Genomic DNA, 17,412 nt, shown 5'->3' with positions numbered 1-17,412 from the left:
GAAGAAACCGTTCCAGAGAGGATTTCAGATGAATGCGGATGAGCTCGCAGGCGACCCGCGGTTCGTACCCGAACTCCTCTTCACCGACGGACTCCCGGCCATGGATGACGAGGTCGGCTACCGTGGTGCGGTCGCAGCGCGTGCCGCCGGTATCACCTACCGTCAGCTCGACTACTGGGCGCGCACCGAGCTGGTCGAGCCCACCGTGCGCGGCGCGAACGGCTCCGGCTCGCAGCGTCTCTACGGCTTCCGTGACATCCTCGTCCTCAAGCTGGTGAAGAGCCTTCTCGACACCGGCATCTCGCTGCAGCAGATCCGCACGGCCGTCGAAGAGCTCCGGCGTGCCGGTATCCGCGACCTGGCCGGAACCACGCTCATGAGCGACGGAGCCTCGGTCTACCTCTGCACGTCGAACGACGAGGTCATCGACCTCGTCAGCCGCGGGCAGGGTGTGTTCGGCATCGCCGTCGGCAAGGTCCTCCGCGAGGTGGAGTCGACGCTCGTCTCCTTCGACGCGACGGCGCCCGACCCGGTCGACGAGCTGTCGGCGCGCCGGACCAAGCGCTCGGCGTGATACAGCGCCTCACCCACAGACAGAAAACGGCCGTCCTCGAAGAGGGTGGCCGTTTCGCTGTATGCGTCGGACGTGTCAGCTCTGCTGACCGCTCTCGGGCACGGCGATGCGTCCGGTGCGGATGATGCGGTCGAGCAGCTGGTCGAAGTCGGCGGCGAGTTCCTGAGCGGAGTCGCCCGGCCAGATGTGCAGGGGCTTGGCGGCGCCCTGCGCCTGCTGCAGAGACGTGCGTTCCGGAAGCTGGGGGGAGAGCACGAGAGGGCCGAACATGTCGCGGAGCTCCTTGATGCGGAACTGGTGCTCGATGGACTGCGGACGCACGCGGTTCACCACGATGCCGAGCGGCTGGAGTCGCGGCGAGAGACCGCGGCGGATCTCCTCGATCGCGCGGAGGGCACGGTCGGCTGCGGCGACGGAGAAGAGGCCGGGCTCGGTGACGACCATGACGCGGTCGCTCGCCGCCCACGCCGTGCGGGTCAGGGCATTCAGCGACGGTGCGCAGTCGACGAGCACGAGGTCGTACTCGGACTCGACGGATGCGAGAGCCTCCTCCAGCTTCCACACGTCGCGCACGCTCGGGTGCGGGCCGTCGAAATTGATCGCGGAGGGACTGCCGATGAGGACATCGATCGTCCCGGGGTGCACCTTCGCCCACCCGCTGGACGTGATCGCCTGACGGACGACCTTCTCCTTCGGGTTCGCCAGGACATCGGCGATGTTGAGTCGTCCGGCCACCTGGATGTCCATCCCGGTGGAGACGTCGGACTGCGGGTCGAGGTCGACGACGAGCGTCCGGACTCCTCGGGCGAAAGCCGCTGAGGCCAGCCCGAGTGTCACGGTCGTCTTGCCGACGCCTCCCTTGAGAGAGCTGACGCTGAGTACGTGCACGGAGACAACGTTACCTTCCCCTAGGCTGGGGGAACACTCAGCCCCGCCCCATGCGCATCGAAAAAGCTGCGCATCGAGCTTCCAGAGGTGTGCATGTTCCAGAAGATCCTTGTGGCGAATCGCGGCGAGATCGCGATCCGCGCCTTCCGTGCGGCAGTCGAAGTGGGAGCGCGCACCGTCGCGGTGTTCCCTTACGAAGATCGCGGCTCCGTGCATCGGCTGAAGGCCGATGAGGCCTATGAGATCGGCGAACGCGGTCATCCCGTCCGCGCCTACCTCGACGTCGACGAGATCATCCGGGTCGCGCTGGAGTCCGGCGCCGATGCGATCTACCCCGGGTACGGGTTCCTCTCCGAGAACCCGGAGCTCGCCGAGAAGGCCGCAGCGAACGGCATCGTGTTCATCGGCCCACCCTCGAATGTGCTCGAGATGGCGGGGAACAAGGTCGAGGCGAAGCGGCACGCGGTCGAGGCCGGAGTGCCGGTGCTGCGATCCACAGAAGCCTCCGACGACGTCGATGCACTCGTCGCCCAGTCGGCGGAGATCGGCTTCCCGCTGTTCGCCAAGGCCGTGGCCGGTGGTGGAGGCCGCGGGATGCGTCGTGTCGAGACGGCAGGTGATCTCGCGCCCGCTCTCGCGGAGGCGATGCGGGAAGCTGCGAGCGCGTTCGGGGACGCCCGGATGTTCCTCGAGCAGGCGGTCGTGCGCCCTCGGCACATCGAGGTGCAGATCCTCGCCGACAAGACGGGTGAGACGGTCCACCTGTTCGAGCGCGACTGTTCGGTGCAGCGGCGCCACCAGAAGGTCGTGGAGATCGCTCCGGCGCCGAACCTCGACGACAGCGTGCGGACGGCGCTGCACGGCTACGCCGTGGCCTTCGCCCGGTCGATCGGCTACGAGAACGCGGGAACCGTCGAGTTCCTGCTGGAGACCGCGGGGGAGCGCACGGGCGAGGTCGTCTTCATCGAGATGAATCCGCGCATCCAGGTCGAGCACACGGTCACAGAGGAGGTCACCGACGTCGACCTCGTGCAGAGCCAGATGCGCATCGCCTCCGGCCAGACCCTCGCCGACCTCGGTCTGCAGCAGCAGAATCTGCACCTGCGCGGAGCGGCGCTCCAATGCCGGATCACGACGGAGGATCCCACTCAGGGATTCCGTCCTGACACCGGCAAGATCACCACCTACCGCTCGCCGGGAGGCGCCGGCATCCGTCTCGACGGCGGCACGGTGCACCAGGGCGCACAGATCAGCCCTCACTTCGACTCGATGCTCGCGAAGCTCACGTGCCGCGGTCGTGACTTCCCTGCGGCGGTCGCCCGCGCACGTCGAGCGCTCGCGGAGTTCCGCATCCGGGGTGTCTCCACCAACATCCCCTTCCTCCAGGCTCTCCTGGAAGATGACGCGTTCATCGCTGGTGACGTCAGCACGTCCTTCATCGATGAGCGTCCAGAGCTGCTGCGTGGCCGGGTTTCGAAGGACCGTGGAACGAAGCTGCTCAACTGGCTGGTCGACGTCACGGTGAACAAGCCGCACGGTGCACACCCCGGCGTCATCGATCCGGTCGCCAAGCTTCCTTCCGTCGATCTGACGACCGAGCCGGCTCCGGGCTCTCGCCAGAGGCTTCTCGAACGGGGACCGGAGGGTTTCGCCCGCAGTCTCCGTGCGCAGACGGCGCTGGCGATCACCGACACCACCTTCCGTGACGCGCATCAGTCCCTCCTCGCCACGCGTGTGCGCACGAAGGACCTCGTCGCCGCGGCTCCTTATCTCGCACGGCTGACTCCCGAGTTGCTGTCGGTCGAGGCGTGGGGAGGGGCGACATACGACGTCGCGCTGCGCTTCCTCGGCGAAGACCCCTGGGAGAGACTCGACAAGCTCAGGGCCGCGCTCCCGAACGTGGCGATCCAGATGCTGCTGCGCGGGCGCAACACGGTCGGATACACCCCGTACCCCACCGCGGTGACCGAGGCGTTCGTCGCCGAGGCGGCCGCCAGCGGGGTGGACATCTTCCGCATCTTCGACGCCCTCAACGACGTCGAGCAGATGCGTCCGGCGATCGAGGCCGTCCGCAACACGGGGACCGCCGTCGCCGAGGTCGCGCTCTGCTACACCGGTGACCTGCTCGATCCGGCAGAAGACCTCTACACGCTCGACTACTACCTGGGCCTGGCGGATCAGATCGTCGAAGCTGGCGCGCACATCATCGCCATCAAGGACATGGCTGGTCTGCTGCGACCCGCGGCGGCGGCCAAGCTGGTGACGGCGCTGCGCGAGCGCTTCGACCTGCCCGTGCATCTGCACACGCACGACACCCCCGGAGGCCAGCTCGCCACGCTTCTCGCCGCCAGCGCGGCCGGCGTCGACGCGGTGGACGCCGCATCGGCACCCCTTTCGGGGAGCACGAGCCAGCCCTCGCTGTCGTCCCTGGTGGCTGCGCTCGCCCACACGGAGCGCGACAGCGGCATCTCCCTGGGAGCGGTCTCCGACCTGGAGCCGTACTGGGAGGCGGTCCGTCGCCAGTATGCGCCTTTCGAGTCGGGACTGCCCGGACCCACGGGCCGTGTCTACCACCACGAGATCCCCGGCGGCCAGCTCTCCAACCTCCGGCAGCAGGCGAAGGCACTCGGTCTGGCCGACGACTTCGAACTCATCGAGGACATGTACGCCGCCGCGGACCGCATCCTCGGGCGGGTGCCCAAGGTCACGCCGTCGTCGAAGGTCGTCGGAGACCTCGCGCTCCATCTCGCGGCGGTGAAAGCCGATCCGGCCGACTTCGAGGCCAACCCCGAGAAGTACGACGTGCCGGACTCGGTCGTCGGATTCATGGCTGGTGAACTCGGCGACCTTCCCGGCGGATGGCCAGAGCCGTTCCGTACCAAGGTCCTCGCAGGACGGTCGGTGCGCACCGGGATCACGGCGATCACCGCGGACGATGAAGCAGCGCTCGGTGGCACCAGCTCTGAGCGCAGAGCGCGGCTCAACACCCTGCTGTTCCCTGCGCCGAGTGCGGAGTTCGCCGAGCGCCGTGAACTGTTCGGCGACCTCTCGGTGCTCGACACCAGCGACTACCTCTATGGCCTCGTCGCCGGCCAGGAGCATCAGGTCGAGATCGACCGGGGCGTGCGGCTCTACGTGGGACTCGAGGCCATCGGCGACGCGGATGACAAGGGCATGCGCACGGTCATGACCACCCTCAACGGGCAGCTTCGTCCGGTGTTCGTCCGTGATCGCGCGGTCAAGGTCGATGCGATCGAGGTGGAGAAGGCGGACACCTCGGTTCCCGGCCAGGTCGCCGCACCGTTCTCCGGTGTCGTCACGTTGAAGGCCGAGGTGGGGGCCACCGTGCACGCCGGTGAACCCGTCGCATCCATCGAGGCGATGAAGATGGAGGCGGCCATCACCGCACCCGTCGACGGTGTCATCGAGCGGCACGCCATCGCCGAGACGCAGCAGGTGGACGCCGGAGATCTTTTGGTCGTGATCCGCCCGGCGCACTAATCTTGTGCGGGCGAGGGCCGCGCATCCGTGCGCACCCGGGGCTCGCGCAGGCTTGGAGCGACATCGTGACACCGAAGAACACCACCGACCCCGAGGACGACTCGCTGGGGGTGCTCGACGAAGCCGCGTCTCTCGACACGGCCGGTATCGGCATCCTCGGCGGGACGGCCCAGGTCCGTGTGACCCTGCCAATGAACGAGGACGACGATCTCGCCGACGACGAGGTGATCGACGGCGAGGTCATCGGAGACCTCGTGATCGATCCGGTGCCTGCCGTCGAACAGGAGACGGCGTTTCCGGCGAAGACGAAGACGAAGACGAAGCCGTTGCCCGAGGTACCCTCGATCGATGCGGCGTCGGCGGAGGAGCCGCCCGCAGAGCCCGATGTCGTCACCGGTGTGATCGATTCGCCCGTGATCGAGCCGATCGCGATCGATGCGACAGCGATCGGTTCGCGTCCGCATGCGGACGCCGTCATCGATGCCGTGATCGTCGATGACGAGGAGCCCGGCGACTCGATCGCCGACGACCCCGACGCCGTTCGTGCGCGTGCTGCCGAGGAAGCGGCTGCCGCAGAAGAGGCTGCCGAGGAAGCGGCTGCGGCGCGTTTCCTCGCTCAGGCCCGGACCGAGACGACGGCATCTGCACCGGCACCCGCCGTGCGGACACCCGCTGAGAAGGAGACCACCGTGTCCATCCCCGAAGAGAGGCCCGTCGTGGCCCAGCCGGCACGCCCGGCGGGTCGTGCGGACGTGACACTCACGTCGAAGCGCCTGGATGAGCTGGGCGAATCCTCACGCGAATCCGCTGATCTGCTGACGGCAGACCGACTGCTCGATCCGCATCAGATCACCAAGCCCGAGCCTGAGGGAGCGTGGAGTCATCTGCTGTACGCGGTCTCCGGCCGGCGGATCAACATCGGCGACGGGCGCCGCGCGCGGGAGCGCAAAGCCCTCTCCGCGCGGATCGCGGCGCCGATCGCGGGCGGAGCGCGCTTCGTGCCGGTGCTCTCCCGCAAGGGAGGGGTGGGCAAGACCACGATCACCGCGCTCCTGGGCATGGCCCTGGCCGATGCGCGTGAGGACCGGGTGATCGCGGTCGACGCGAACCCCGACCGTGGCACGCTCGCGGAGCGGATCGTGCGACCGAACCACAGCAAGTCGGTGCGCGACCTCGTCCGGATCCACGACGACGTCAGGGGTTACCACGACATCTCCGCGATCGTTGCGCGTGACGCGACACGCCTCGACGTCCTGGCCTCCGATGCCGACCCGCGCATCGCTGAGGCCTTCAGCGACAGCGACTACCGCGACGTCGCGGACGTCGCCGCTCACTACTACTCGCTCGTCCTCACCGACACGGGGACGGGGATCGTCCACTCGGTGATGTCGGCGACCCTCGACCTGGCGGATCAGATCGTCATCGTCTCGGGGCTCAGCGTGGACGAGGCGAGACTCGCATCCGAGACGCTCACGTGGCTCGAGACCAACGGGTACGCGGAGCAGGCGAGGGAAGCGATCGTCGTCCTCAATCAGTCCACGCCGGGCGCTCCGCTCGTGCGTCTGAACGAACTGCAGGCGCACTTCGCCACGCGGGCCCGGAGTGTCGTCCGCGTGCCGTACGACCCGCAGATCGCCGGGGGAGGGGCGATAGTGTTCGCCAACCTCCTGCCGGAGACACGGATCGCCGCCCGCGAACTCGCCGCGTTGCTCGTCGAGGGCCTCCGGGCGAAGGCCGCCTGATGGCCGTCCGCGAGATCCGCATCTTCGGCGACCCCGTCCTGCGCACGGTCTGCGCCCCGATCGAGGAGATCGACGACGGAGTGCGCGCCCTCGTCGCAGACCTGGTCGATACCGTCGAGCTCCCCGGGCGCGCAGGCGTGGCCGCGCCTCAGATCGGCGTCGCCCTGCGCGCGTTCAGCTACAACATCGACGGTGACATCGGATATGTCCTCAACCCCGTGCTGACCGAAGTCCGCGGCGAGCCCGAGCCGACGGGGGAGGGCTGCCTCTCGGTTCCCGGCCTGTGGCACGACGCGCAGCGCCATCCATGGGCACGCGTGGAGGGAATCGACCTCGACGGCAACCCGGTGGTCCTCGAAGGCGAGGGCCTCCTCGCCCAGGCTCTGCAGCACGAGACCGATCACCTGGACGGCAAGCTCTTCCTGACTCGCCTCGACCCGGAAACGCGCAAGATCGCGATGCGGGAGGTGCGGGAGAGTTCCTGGTTCTGATGAGCACACGAAGAAGGGCCCCGCACCTGCGGGGCCCTTCTTCGTGTCCTCAGGGTCAGCCGCCGATCGGCACGTTCGTGGTGGCGACGGGCTCGTCATAGATCGCGGCGATCTCGTCGGCGAAGTCGTTCATGATGATGTTGCGCTTGATCGAGAGCTTCGGCGTCAGGTGACCGGAGGCTTCCGTCCACTCGGAGTCGAGGATCGTGAACTTGCGGATCGACTCCGCGCGCGAGACACGGCCGTTCGCGGCATCGACCGCACGCTGCACCTCCGCGCGCACCGCCGCGTTCTTCGAAGCATCGGCGAGCGACATCGTGCCCTCGAGTCCGTTGTTCGCGAGCCATGTCGGGAGCATTTCGGGGTCGAGCGTCACCAGGGCCGAGATGAACGGACGCTGGTCGCCGACCACGACGACCTGCCCGATGATCGGGTTCGCGCGGATCGGGTCCTCGAGCGCGGCGGGTGCGACGTTCTTGCCGCCGGCGGTGACGATGATCTCCTTCTTGCGGCCGGTGATCGTCAGGAATCCCTCGGAGTCGAAGCTGCCGATGTCGCCCGTGTGGAACCAGCCGCCTTCGCTGAAGGCGTCGGCCGTCGCCTCCGGGTTGTTCCAGTACTCCTTGAACACGTTGATGCCGCGGACCTCGATCTCGCCGTCGTCGGCGAGACGCACACCGACGCCGGGGAGAGCGGGACCGACGGTGCCGATCTTCGACTTGTCCGCCAGATTCACCGTCGCGGGGGCCGTCGTCTCCGTCAGGCCGTAGCCCTCGAGGATCACCACACCGAGGCTGTGGAAGAAGTGTCCGAGTCGTGAGCCCAAGGGAGCGGAGCCGGACACCGCGTAGACGACGTTGCCGCCCATGGCCTCACGGAGCTTGCTGTAGACGAGCTTGTTGAACAGCGCGAACTTGAGCTTCATGCCGAACGGGATCGGCTTGCCCTCCTCGAGCAGCTTCGAGTGCTCGACCGCGACCTCGGCGGCGGCGCGGAAGATCTTCCCCTTGCCCCCGGCTTCCGCCTTCTGCTCCGCCGAGTTGTAGACCTTCTCGAAGACGCGCGGCACGGCGAGGAGGAAGGTCGGCTTGAACGACCCGAGTGCAGGCAGGAGCTGGCGCGTGTCGGGCTGGTGCCCGGTGCGCACTCCGGCGTGGACATCGAGGATCGAGATGAATCGCGCGAACACGTGCGCGGTGGTGATGAAGAGGAGTGTGGATGCGCCGGGCGTCTGGACGACTTCGTCCAGTGCCTTCGCCGAGTTGCGCGACAGCTCGACGAAGTTGCTGTGCGTGAGGACGCATCCCTTCGGGCGGCCTGTGGACCCCGAGGTGTAGATGAGCGTCGCGATGTCGGAACCGACAGCGAGGTTTCGCCGGCGCTCGATCTCGGAGTCGCTCACCGACGCGCCCTGGGCCGTCAGAGTGTCGATCGCTCCGAGGTGCAGCTGCCAGACTTCGCGGAGCAGCGGCAGGTCGCCGCGCACCTCGTCGACGCGGGCGAAATGCTCCGGCGACTCCACGATGAGCGCGATCGCACCGGAGTCTTCGAGGATCCACTGGATCTGCGAGGGGGAGCTGGTCTCATAGATCGGCACCATCACGGCGCCGGTGTAGAACAACGCGAAGTCGACGAGGGTCCACTCGTATGTGGTGCGCGCCAGGAAGCCGACCTTCTCTCCGGGCTGGATGCCTGCTGCGGCGAAGCCCTTCGCGAGGGCGATCACCGCGGTCTGGAAGTCGGCGGCGGAGATGTCGCGCCACCCGTCTCCCTCCGGGACGGAGAACAACGCCCGATCCGGCGTCGCCTCCACGCGCTTCACCAGGAGGTCGGCGACGTTCGCGTCGGGATCGGCGGGGACGATCGCGGGGACTTCAAACTGGACCACGGCAGCTCCTTCGGTACCGGTCGGGCACGGACTTCCATCGAGTCTAGGGCATGGAACCCAGTCGCTCTCCAGGTGGAACTGGGTCGCGGAAGCGGGAGAGCCGAAGAGACCGCTCGGTCGGAGCCCGGGCGCGGCGCTAGACTTCACCACGATGTTCTACTGGCTGATGAAGTACGTGGTGATCGGCCCCGTGGTCAAGGCGGTGTTCCGCCCGTGGATCGTGGGGAGGAACAACGTGCCCGCGAACGGGGCGGCGATCCTGGCGAGCAATCATCTCTCGTTCGCAGACTCCATCTTCCTTCCACTGGTCATCGACCGGTCGATGTCCTTCCTCGCCAAGAGCGACTACTTCACCGGTCGGGGCCTCAAAGGGTGGGCGACGAAGTTCTTCATGAAGGCCACCGGGCAGATCCCCATCGACCGATCGGGTGGCAAGGCTTCCGAGGCGTCACTCAACACGGGGCTCCAGGTGCTGGGCGGGGGCGATCTGCTCGGGATCTACCCCGAGGGGACGCGTAGCCCCGACGGCAAGCTGTACCGGGGCCGGACCGGCATCGCCAGGATGGCGCTTGAGGCGAAGGTCCCCGTCGTGCCGGTGATCATGGTCGACACCGACACAGCGATGCCCATCGGAAGGCGACTGCCCCGCATCGTGCGGGTCGGAATCGTGATCGGGGAGCCGCTCGACTTCTCCCGATACGCCGGCATGGAGAACGATCGGTACATCCTCCGCTCGGTCACGGACGAGATCATGGTGGCGCTGCAGCGTCTCGGTGAGCAGAAGTACGAAGACGTCTACGCGTCGACGGTCAAGGACCGGATCCCGCCCCGCGTCACATAGGCCCGACGCGGATCTCGGTGGTACCGGCGACCACTAGGCTGGAACGCATGCTCCCGCACCACATCGAAGCCCTTGATGCATGGCGCTCGCTTCCCATCAAGCAGCAGCCGCAGTGGCCCGACGCGGACCGCGTCGCCGACGTCTCCCAGCAGATCGCGACCCTCCCGCCGCTGGTCTTCGCCGGCGAGGTCGACAACCTTCGCGACCGGCTCGCGCGCGCGGCGTCCGGCCAGGCGTTCCTGCTCCAGGGCGGCGACTGCGCCGAGACCTTCGCCGGAGCGACTGCCGAGCAGATCCGCAACCGCATCAAGACGGTGCTGCAGATGGCGGTCGTGCTCACGTACGGCGCCTCGATGCCCATCGTCAAGATGGGCCGCATGGCGGGGCAGTTCGCGAAGCCGCGCTCGAGCGACTCCGAGACCCGTGGCGACGTCACGCTGCCCGCGTACCGCGGCGACATCGTGAACGGCTACGACTTCACCGAGGGCTCCCGCACGGCCGATCCCGGTCGACTGCTGCAGGGCTACCACACGGCGGCATCGACGCTGAACCTGATCCGTGCCTTCACGCAGGGCGGGTTCGCCGATCTCCGCGAGGTGCACTCCTGGAACAAGGGCTTCGCGCAGAACCCGGCCAACCAGCGGTACGAGCGCATGGCGGCGGAGATCGACCGCGCGATCAAGTTCATGGAAGCGGCGGGAGCCGACTTCGACGAACTCAAGCGCGTCGAGTTCTTCACCGGGCACGAGGGTCTGCTGATGGACTACGAGCGTCCGATGACGCGCATCGACTCGCGCACGGACACGCCGTACAACACCTCCGCCCACTTCCTCTGGATCGGAGAGCGCACGCGTGAGCTCGACGGTGCGCACGTTGACTACTTCTCCAAGATCCGCAATCCCATCGGAGTGAAGCTCGGACCGACCACGTCGCCCGAGACCGCCCTCGCGCTGATCGACAAGCTCGACCCCGAGCGCGAGCCCGGGCGCCTGACCTTCATCACGCGCATGGGAGCGGGCAAGATCCGCGACGCCCTGCCGCCGCTGCTCGAAGCGGTCCGTGACTCCGGCGCCCAGCCGTTGTGGGTCACCGACCCGATGCACGGCAACGGCATCACCACGCCGACCGGCTACAAGACGCGTCGCTTCGACGACGTCGTCGACGAGGTGCAGGGCTTCTTCGAAGCGCACCGCGCGGTCGGCACGTTCCCCGGCGGCATCCACGTCGAGCTGACCGGCGACGACGTCACCGAGTGCCTCGGCGGGTCCGAGCAGATCGACGAGGCGGCCCTGGCCACTCGCTACGAGAGCCTGTGCGACCCGCGTCTGAATCACATGCAGTCGCTCGAGCTCGCCTTCCTGGTGGCGGAGGAGCTCGAGAAGCGCTGACCTCCCACACGGGACGAAAAGGAGCCGCCCTCCCCGAGACCATCGGGGAGGGCGGCTCCTTTTCGTTCTTCGTCGCACATGCGAGCGCTCGACCGAACGGGTAGGGCCTCTCAGCCGCTGAGCTGAATCGAGAGGTTCACGGTGCCGCCACGCGGGAGGGACTTGTCCGAGCCCGGATCCTGGCCGGTGACCTTGGCCATCTCGGCGAAACCGGGCAGGTCTCCCCAGGCGGCGTAGGTCGACTTGAAACCCTTGTCCGAGAGGATCTTCTTCGCCTCATTCAGGGTCTTGCCCGAGACGTCGGGCACGGGGAAGAGCTCCGGGCCCTTCGAGACGATCAGCTGCACGCTGTCTCCCGGCCGCCAGTTGCCCTCTTCTGCGCGATCGGCGACACCGATCACCACATCCTTGGACACGCTGTCGCTGAAGACGTACTGCGGGTCGGCGGTGACGGTGAGTCCCTTGTCCGTGAGGGTGGACGTCGCCTTGTCGACCGACATGCCGGCGACGTCGGGGAACTCGCCGGCCGAGACGAACAGCTCGACGGTGTCGTCCTCGAAGATCTCGCACCCGTCGCCGCAGATGTATGACTCCCCGCCCGCCCTGGGCGTGACGGAGGCGTTGATGACGATGCCGGCGTCGGCGTCGGAGAAGAGCAGCAGCGAGGTGTCCGTGACATTGACGTTGAGTCCGGCCAGGTAGTCGCGCGCATCCTGCTCGGCGCGTCCGTTCAGCGGATCGAGGGTGTGGGACGCCGGTCCTGCGGAGACGATCACGGAGACCGAGGCGCCCTTGTCGAGGCGCACGCCCTCGGCCGGATCGGTCTCGATCACCGTTCCGGCGGGGATGTCGATGGAGAACTCGTCCTTCTGCGTGGGGACGAACCCGGCTTCGGTCAGGGTCGCTGCTGCCGCGTCGTACGTGCCGCCGGTGACGGCTGGTACGGCGATGAGCGAACCAGGGCCGGAACCGAACCACCAGCCGACCCCGCCGGCGAGCACCGCGAGCAGCAGGACGAGAGCGAGCAGGAAGGCACCGCGGGCGCGACGTTTGGATGCGCGTCTGCGCAGGAGCGTCGCGTTGTCCAGTGTCGCAGGGACGGGAGCCGTGGGGTCGGCGAGGGGCATGGTGCCCGGCATCACCTTGGTGAGGTCTCCGGAATCACCGTGGCTGTGCTGCGGGGCGGTGGCTCTGGCCGCAGTCGGGGCGATGCCGAGGTCGCGCTCGATCTCCCGCAGGCGCTCGAGCATCTGCTGGGCATCGTCCGGTCGATCGTCCGGTGACTTCTCGGTGGCCCAGAGCACGAGCTCGTCGAGCTGCTCCGGCACGGCAGGATTGCGCACGCTGGGACGCGGTACCGATTCCGTGGCGTGCTGGAACGCGATCTGCATCGGCTGCTCGCCCTTGTACGGCTGTTCGCCGACCAGCATCTCGTAGAGCATGATGCCGAGGGCGTAGATGTCGCTGCGGGCATCGGCGGTGCCGCGCGTGACGAGTTCGGGGGCGAGGTAGGCGATCGTCCCGAGCAGCTGCTGTCCGGTCGCGGTGTTCGCGGTGGTCGCCCGTGCCAATCCGAAGTCGCCGATCTTGATGCGACCGTCTTCCGCGAGGAGGACGTTCTCCGGCTTCACATCGCGATGCACGATCCCCGCGCGGTGCGCCGCAGAGAGGCCCGCCAGGATCGCGTCCATGATCGTGATGGTCTGCGGGATCGTCAGACGTTTCTGCTCGCGGAGGAGCTCACGCAGCGTGATGCCGGGGAGGTACTCCATCACGAGATAGGCGAGTTCGCCATCCTGCCCCTGGTCGAACACATTCACGACATGGGGGTCGGCCAGGCGGGCAGCGGCTCTCGCCTCCTGGATGAAGCGGCTCTGGAAAGCGGAGTCGTCGCTGAGGTGCGCGTGCATCACCTTGAGAGCGATGCGTCGTTCGAGGCGGAGGTCGGTCGCGACGTACACCGTCGCCATGCCGCCCCGAGCGATGCGAGCGCGGACGCGGTACCGGCCGTCGACAAGCCGCCCGATGAGGGGGTCGGCCTGCTGATTGGTCGTCACGTCAGAATTCTATGGAGAACTGCCTGAAAGACAGGGGAGCGGCTCACCCCTCGCGCCTGCGGGTTTTCCCGGATGTCGTCAACCGTGGAGCGCGAGCCAGGCATATGCTTGCGCCTCCCACTGTCCGTACCTCTCGGGATAGGCCGAGATCTGGACCGCCTGAGCAGCGTCGGTGAAGGTCATGTTCTCCCAGCCGGGGATGTCGAGAAGCCCGCGGGTCACCTGGCCGTTGGGGTCGCTCTGCCCTCCGTAGAACACGCGAGTGCTCCGATCGGCGTCCATGATCTGCGCCGGCGTTCCCCAGCCGGTGCTCGGACGCTGCTGGAAGATGCCGAGTGAGTCGCGGTCGCCCCAGTCGAGGTTTCGCAGACCCGACTCGACCATGCCGGTGGCGAGAGCGATCGCGATCGCCCGATCGGACACCCCGATCTCGCGGCCGACGCGGATGATGAGCGCGGCGTTCGAGGCCTGCTCGGCCGTCAGCACCGCTGTCTGCGGGCCACCCGCCGCCGAGGGGGTCGCCGACGGGGCCGGTGCAGGCGCTGTCGGCGGAGTGCCCTGGAGGGAGAGGGCCTGGCCCGGGTAGATGATCGACGACGGCCCGAGACCGTTCGCGGCGTACAGCGCCTGCGTGGTGGTGCCGTACTTCTGCGCGATGCCGAACAGGGTGTCGCCTGCGACGACGGTATGGGACGCGGCGGACGCCGGGGCCGGAGCCGGAGTCGGCGCCGCGGCCGCTATGGGAGCGGCAGCAGTCGGCGCGCCGACCGAGCCGCTGATGACGAGGTTCTGGCCGGGGTAGATCACCGAGGCGCGTGTGAGCCCGTTCGCCGCGAGGACGGCATCGACGGAGGTCCCGTACTTCCGGGCGATGGCGTACACGGTGTCGCCGGAGACGACCTGATGCGTCGCGGCGGCCGCGGGAGCAGGGGCTTGGGGCGTCGCAGGGGCTGCCGGCGCGGGCGAGGGCGCGAGCGTGAGTGTCTGGCCGGGGTGGATCACCGAGCGCCAGGAGAGTCCGTTCCAGGTCAGGACATCGACCGTGCGCAATCCGAAGCGCGAGGCGATCGCCGAAACCGTGTCGCCGGGCTGGACGCGGTAGGTCGATGGTGCGGTCTCGGCGGGTGCGACGCGTGCCGGAAGTAGGCGAGGCCGCTCGACGGCAGTCGTGTCCGCGTGCACAGTCGCTCCGGCCGGCGCAGCGGTGAGAGTGGTCGCCAGTGCTCCGAGCACCGCTGCAGGCACTCCGATCTGCAGGTGTCGCGTTCGCCGTGTGGCGGTCTTCAGAGTCAAGGTCTGCCCCCTTTTTTCGAGCTTTTCACGCTGACACGGATGTAAACAGAAGTCAACAGAAGTGACGCAAGTGAACAGTGTGACTGGAGTGCCGACATGCGCAGATCATCCGGAGGTGAGATAGTGGGCGACGTGTCTGAGAACGTTGCCGGAACCCCTGCCGCCGTCGAGTGGCTGACGATGCCCGACCTCGTCGAGGTGCTCGACGAACCCCTCGGCCGTGTGCGCCGTCTGATCGATGAGCACTATCTCGTCGGCTCTCGTCGCAACGGAGCATTCGCGGTGCCGTCCGTCTTCATCGTCGACGGACACCCGCTGAGCTCACTGCGTGGCACCGTGATCGTGCTTCAGGACGCCGGGTTCACCGACGACGAGCTGATCGACTGGCTCCTCGCGGAGGAGGAGAGCCTGGGGCGTTCCCCGATCGACGCCCTGCTGGCCGGGCACAAGAGTTCCGTGCGGCGCTTGGCGCGCACGCTCGCCTGATCCGTCAGGCCGAGCGCACCGTCGCCGCTCGTGCGAGATCACGCAGCTCACCGACCGCGGCGTTGTCCAGTCGGGCGCCTGACAGGGCGCGATCGGCGTCGCGGGCATAGCCGGTGATCATCGCCTCCAGCTGATCCACGGCCCCCGAGTCGCGGATGGTGGCCTGGAGGAACGTCACCTGCTGCGGCGTGAGCTCCGGGTCGCCCAGCATCTCGTCCAGCAGGTTCCGCGCGGACGCGTCCAGCGTCTGCCTGGTGAGAGCGATCAGGACGGTTCGCTTGCCCTCCCGGAGGTCGTCCCCGGTCGGCTTGCCCGTGACGGACGGGTCGCCGAACACTCCGAGCACATCGTCGCGCAGCTGGAAGGCCATGCCGACGGGATGTCCGAAGCGGCGCAGCGCCTCCGTCTGATCAGGCTCGGCCCCGGCGAACGCGCCGCCGAGAACCAGAGGTTGCTCGATGCTGTACCTCGCGGACTTGAGCGATGCCACGCGCAACGCCCGTTCCGCGTGCAGGCTCCCGTCGTTCACGCTCCACGCCGATTCCTCGGCGATGTCGAGGAACTGACCGGTCGTGACATCCCTCCGCATCCTCGCGTACTCGGAACGCACGGCGCGTGCGTGCGCCTGCCCGTCGAGGGCCGATTCCAGCAGGTCATCGCTCCAGGCGACGAGGAGATCGCCGAGGAGGATCGCTGAGGCGCGGCCGAAGGCGTCTGCGTCGCCCGCCCATCCCGCGGCGCGGTGGGAGGCCTCGAGGGCACGGTGCGCGGCCGGACGGCCACGGCGTGTGTCCGAGTTGTCGATCAGATCATCGTGGACGAGCGCCGCGGACTGGAAGATCTCCAGCGCGGTGCAGATGTCCCACAGTGCATCGGGCTCTGTCGCGTCGCGGTCTCTGAAAGCCGAGACGGCACGCCAACCCGCATGGCAGAAGCGCGCACGCAGGCGTTTGCCGCCGTCGAGGGTGCCGGCGGCCGCGTCGAGGAACGCCGCCGCGTCCGGACCGTAGTCCGTCGCTTCGTCCCGCATCCGCGAGAGGAAGCGGTCGAGGTGTGCGGCGACGGCGTCGGGGACGGGGGAGGAGGACGGCACGACTCCCAGCATACGTAAAGCAAGGGTGGGTCGAACTGCTAGCCCCGGACGCCTTCGCGCGCGTAGAATGGAAGGCACGATACCCGAGGGGGACGAAATGCCACTCTCCGAACAGGAGCAGCGTCTGCTCGACGAGATGGAACGCCATCTCCTTCACAATGATGCCGACGTCGTGACCGCGCCGTCCGGTGACCGAGCTCTGAGCTACCGAAATCTCGTCTACGGTGCGCTCCTGCTGCTCGCCGGTGTCGGTGGTCTGGTCGCCGGAGTCATCCTCGGCGGTGTCTGGGGAATCGTCGTCGGCGTCGTCGGTTTCGCGGCGATGCTCGCCGGAGTCATGGTGGCCGTGACGCCCGTTCGGCGGACGACCGCGACGGCACCGCGAGAGCACTCCGCACCGAAGCGACAGGAATCCGCGTCGTTCATGGATCGTATGAACGATCGATGGGATCGACGCCAAGACGGTCACTGACCTCTCTCACATCTTCACCACCGAAGCCCGGATGCTCAGCATCCGGGCTTCGGTCGTTAACGCCGGGCGGGGGAGGGTCGGCCGCTGACCCGGCAGATCCCTCCACTCATCCTCCACCTTCCTCCACCGCGGAATCTCGCGGTTTTTCGGCGTTCCCGCTCGCACTGACCGCGATCGTCTGCGGATTGGTCGTAGGTATGTGGAGGAAAGTGGAGTAAAGTGGGGCGCACCTCGAGTTGGCCGGACGCAGAGGGGGTGGTGGCCGATGTTGCTGGGTACGCACTCTCCGAAGCTGGACGACAAAGGACGGGTCATCCTTCCTGCGAAGTTCCGCGAAGACCTCGGCGGCGGCATCGTCGTCACCCGAGGGCAGGAACGGTGCCTCTACGTGTTCAGCACGGCCGAGTTCGAGGCGATGCACGAGCGGATCCGGCAGGCACCGCTCGCCAACAAGCAGGCGCGTGACTTCATGCGCCTGTTCCTCTCCGGAGCCAGCGCGGAGATGCCAGACAGCCAGAACCGCATCACCATCCCGGCGCACCTGCGTCAGTACGCAGGTCTGCAGAAGGAACTCATCGTCACCGGAGTCGGCGCCCACGCCGAGATCTGGGACGCGGAGAGCTGGAACGCCTACCTCGCCGCCGGCGAGGAGACCTACTCCGACCTCGAGCAGGAGGTGATTCCGGGACTCTTCTGAC

Annotated in this window: 14 protein-coding genes; 9 read left to right on the top strand and 5 right to left on the bottom strand. The window is 67.7% G+C overall.

Going from position 1 to position 17,412, the window contains the following annotated elements; genetic code table 11:
- Positions 1 to 28 precede the first annotated feature (28 nt).
- On the top strand, positions 29 to 574 hold the full coding sequence (locus ILP86_RS11570; RefSeq protein WP_046749339.1) for a MerR family transcriptional regulator: 546 nt from the start codon (positions 29 to 31) through the stop codon (positions 572 to 574).
- 75 nt (positions 575 to 649) lie between these two features.
- On the opposite strand, the gene ILP86_RS11565 is transcribed toward ILP86_RS11570, so the two are convergent.
- Positions 650 to 1,462, bottom strand: a complete 813-nt coding sequence (locus ILP86_RS11565; RefSeq protein ID WP_046749338.1) for a ParA family protein — start codon at positions 1,460 to 1,462, stop codon at positions 650 to 652.
- Between the two features lie 93 nt (positions 1,463 to 1,555).
- Here ILP86_RS11565 and ILP86_RS11560 point away from each other — a divergent pair, with 93 nt between their 5' ends.
- The 3 genes from ILP86_RS11560 (at position 1,556) to def (ending at position 7,196) form a co-directional block, all read left to right on the top strand.
- Positions 1,556 to 4,963: a pyruvate carboxylase gene (locus ILP86_RS11560; RefSeq protein WP_058632787.1), complete on the top strand. Its 3,408-nt coding sequence runs from the start codon at positions 1,556 to 1,558 to the stop codon at positions 4,961 to 4,963.
- Positions 4,964 to 5,028: 65 nt separating this feature from the next.
- Entirely contained in the window at positions 5,029 to 6,705 is a 1,677-nt protein-coding gene (locus ILP86_RS11555; protein ID WP_193761945.1) for a MinD/ParA family protein, read from the top strand.
- Positions 6,705 to 7,196 (top strand): peptide deformylase, encoded by a 492-nt coding sequence (gene def / locus ILP86_RS11550; protein WP_046749335.1) that lies wholly within the window; start codon positions 6,705 to 6,707, stop codon positions 7,194 to 7,196. The genes ILP86_RS11555 and def overlap by 1 nt, the downstream gene beginning before the upstream one ends.
- Positions 7,197 to 7,251: 55 nt before the next feature.
- Here the strand turns inward: def and ILP86_RS11545 are convergent, their stop codons facing one another.
- Positions 7,252 to 9,084, bottom strand: a complete 1,833-nt coding sequence (locus tag ILP86_RS11545; RefSeq protein WP_058632789.1) for a long-chain fatty acid--CoA ligase — start codon at positions 9,082 to 9,084, stop codon at positions 7,252 to 7,254.
- A 151-nt stretch (positions 9,085 to 9,235) separates the two neighbouring features.
- On the opposite strand from ILP86_RS11545, the gene ILP86_RS11540 reads away from it, so the two are divergent.
- Together ILP86_RS11540 and ILP86_RS11535 are read left to right on the top strand one after the other, a co-directional pair.
- Positions 9,236 to 9,925, top strand: a complete 690-nt coding sequence (locus ILP86_RS11540) for a 1-acyl-sn-glycerol-3-phosphate acyltransferase (RefSeq protein WP_058632790.1) — start codon at positions 9,236 to 9,238, stop codon at positions 9,923 to 9,925.
- Between the two features lie 47 nt (positions 9,926 to 9,972).
- Entirely contained in the window at positions 9,973 to 11,313 is a 1,341-nt protein-coding gene (locus tag ILP86_RS11535) for a class II 3-deoxy-7-phosphoheptulonate synthase (protein WP_113680234.1), read from the top strand.
- Between the two features lie 110 nt (positions 11,314 to 11,423).
- Here ILP86_RS11535 and pknB read toward each other — a convergent pair whose 3' ends face one another.
- Both pknB and ILP86_RS11525 read right to left on the bottom strand, forming a co-directional pair.
- Complete coding sequence (pknB, locus tag ILP86_RS11530) at positions 11,424 to 13,370, bottom strand: Stk1 family PASTA domain-containing Ser/Thr kinase (RefSeq protein ID WP_193761944.1); 1,947 nt, start codon at positions 13,368 to 13,370, stop codon at positions 11,424 to 11,426.
- Between the two features lie 78 nt (positions 13,371 to 13,448).
- Positions 13,449 to 14,663, bottom strand: coding sequence for a LysM peptidoglycan-binding domain-containing protein (locus tag ILP86_RS11525; protein WP_193761943.1), 1,215 nt, complete (start codon positions 14,661 to 14,663; stop codon positions 13,449 to 13,451).
- A 123-nt stretch (positions 14,664 to 14,786) separates the two neighbouring features.
- Between ILP86_RS11525 and ILP86_RS11520 the strand changes: the two genes are divergently transcribed.
- Positions 14,787 to 15,149, top strand: coding sequence for an Rv2175c family DNA-binding protein (locus tag ILP86_RS11520; protein WP_371861849.1), 363 nt, complete (start codon positions 14,787 to 14,789; stop codon positions 15,147 to 15,149).
- A 4-nt stretch (positions 15,150 to 15,153) separates the two neighbouring features.
- On the opposite strand, the gene ILP86_RS11515 is transcribed toward ILP86_RS11520, so the two are convergent.
- Positions 15,154 to 16,242 carry a polyprenyl synthetase family protein gene (locus ILP86_RS11515; protein WP_308431919.1) on the bottom strand — a complete coding sequence of 363 codons (1,089 nt, stop codon included), beginning with the start codon at positions 16,240 to 16,242 and terminating at the stop codon, positions 15,154 to 15,156.
- Between the two features lie 97 nt (positions 16,243 to 16,339).
- Here ILP86_RS11515 and ILP86_RS11510 point away from each other — a divergent pair, with 97 nt between their 5' ends.
- A complete protein-coding gene (locus tag ILP86_RS11510) occupies positions 16,340 to 16,714 on the top strand; it encodes a DUF3040 domain-containing protein (RefSeq protein ID WP_046749329.1) in 375 nt (124 codons plus the stop codon).
- A gap of 265 nt (positions 16,715 to 16,979) precedes the next feature.
- The gene (mraZ, locus tag ILP86_RS11505; RefSeq protein WP_017830220.1) at positions 16,980 to 17,411 is read left to right on the top strand and encodes a division/cell wall cluster transcriptional repressor MraZ; all 432 of its coding nucleotides are present in this window, start codon (positions 16,980 to 16,982) and stop codon (positions 17,409 to 17,411) included.
- Position 17,412 lies beyond the last annotated feature (1 nt).

Source organism: Microbacterium sp. R1, assembly GCF_015159725.1.
Lineage (GTDB): Bacteria > Actinomycetota > Actinomycetes > Actinomycetales > Microbacteriaceae > Microbacterium > Microbacterium oxydans.
The sequence above is the reverse complement of the archived record's forward strand: the minus strand, read 5'-3'. Positions and strand labels throughout refer to the sequence as shown.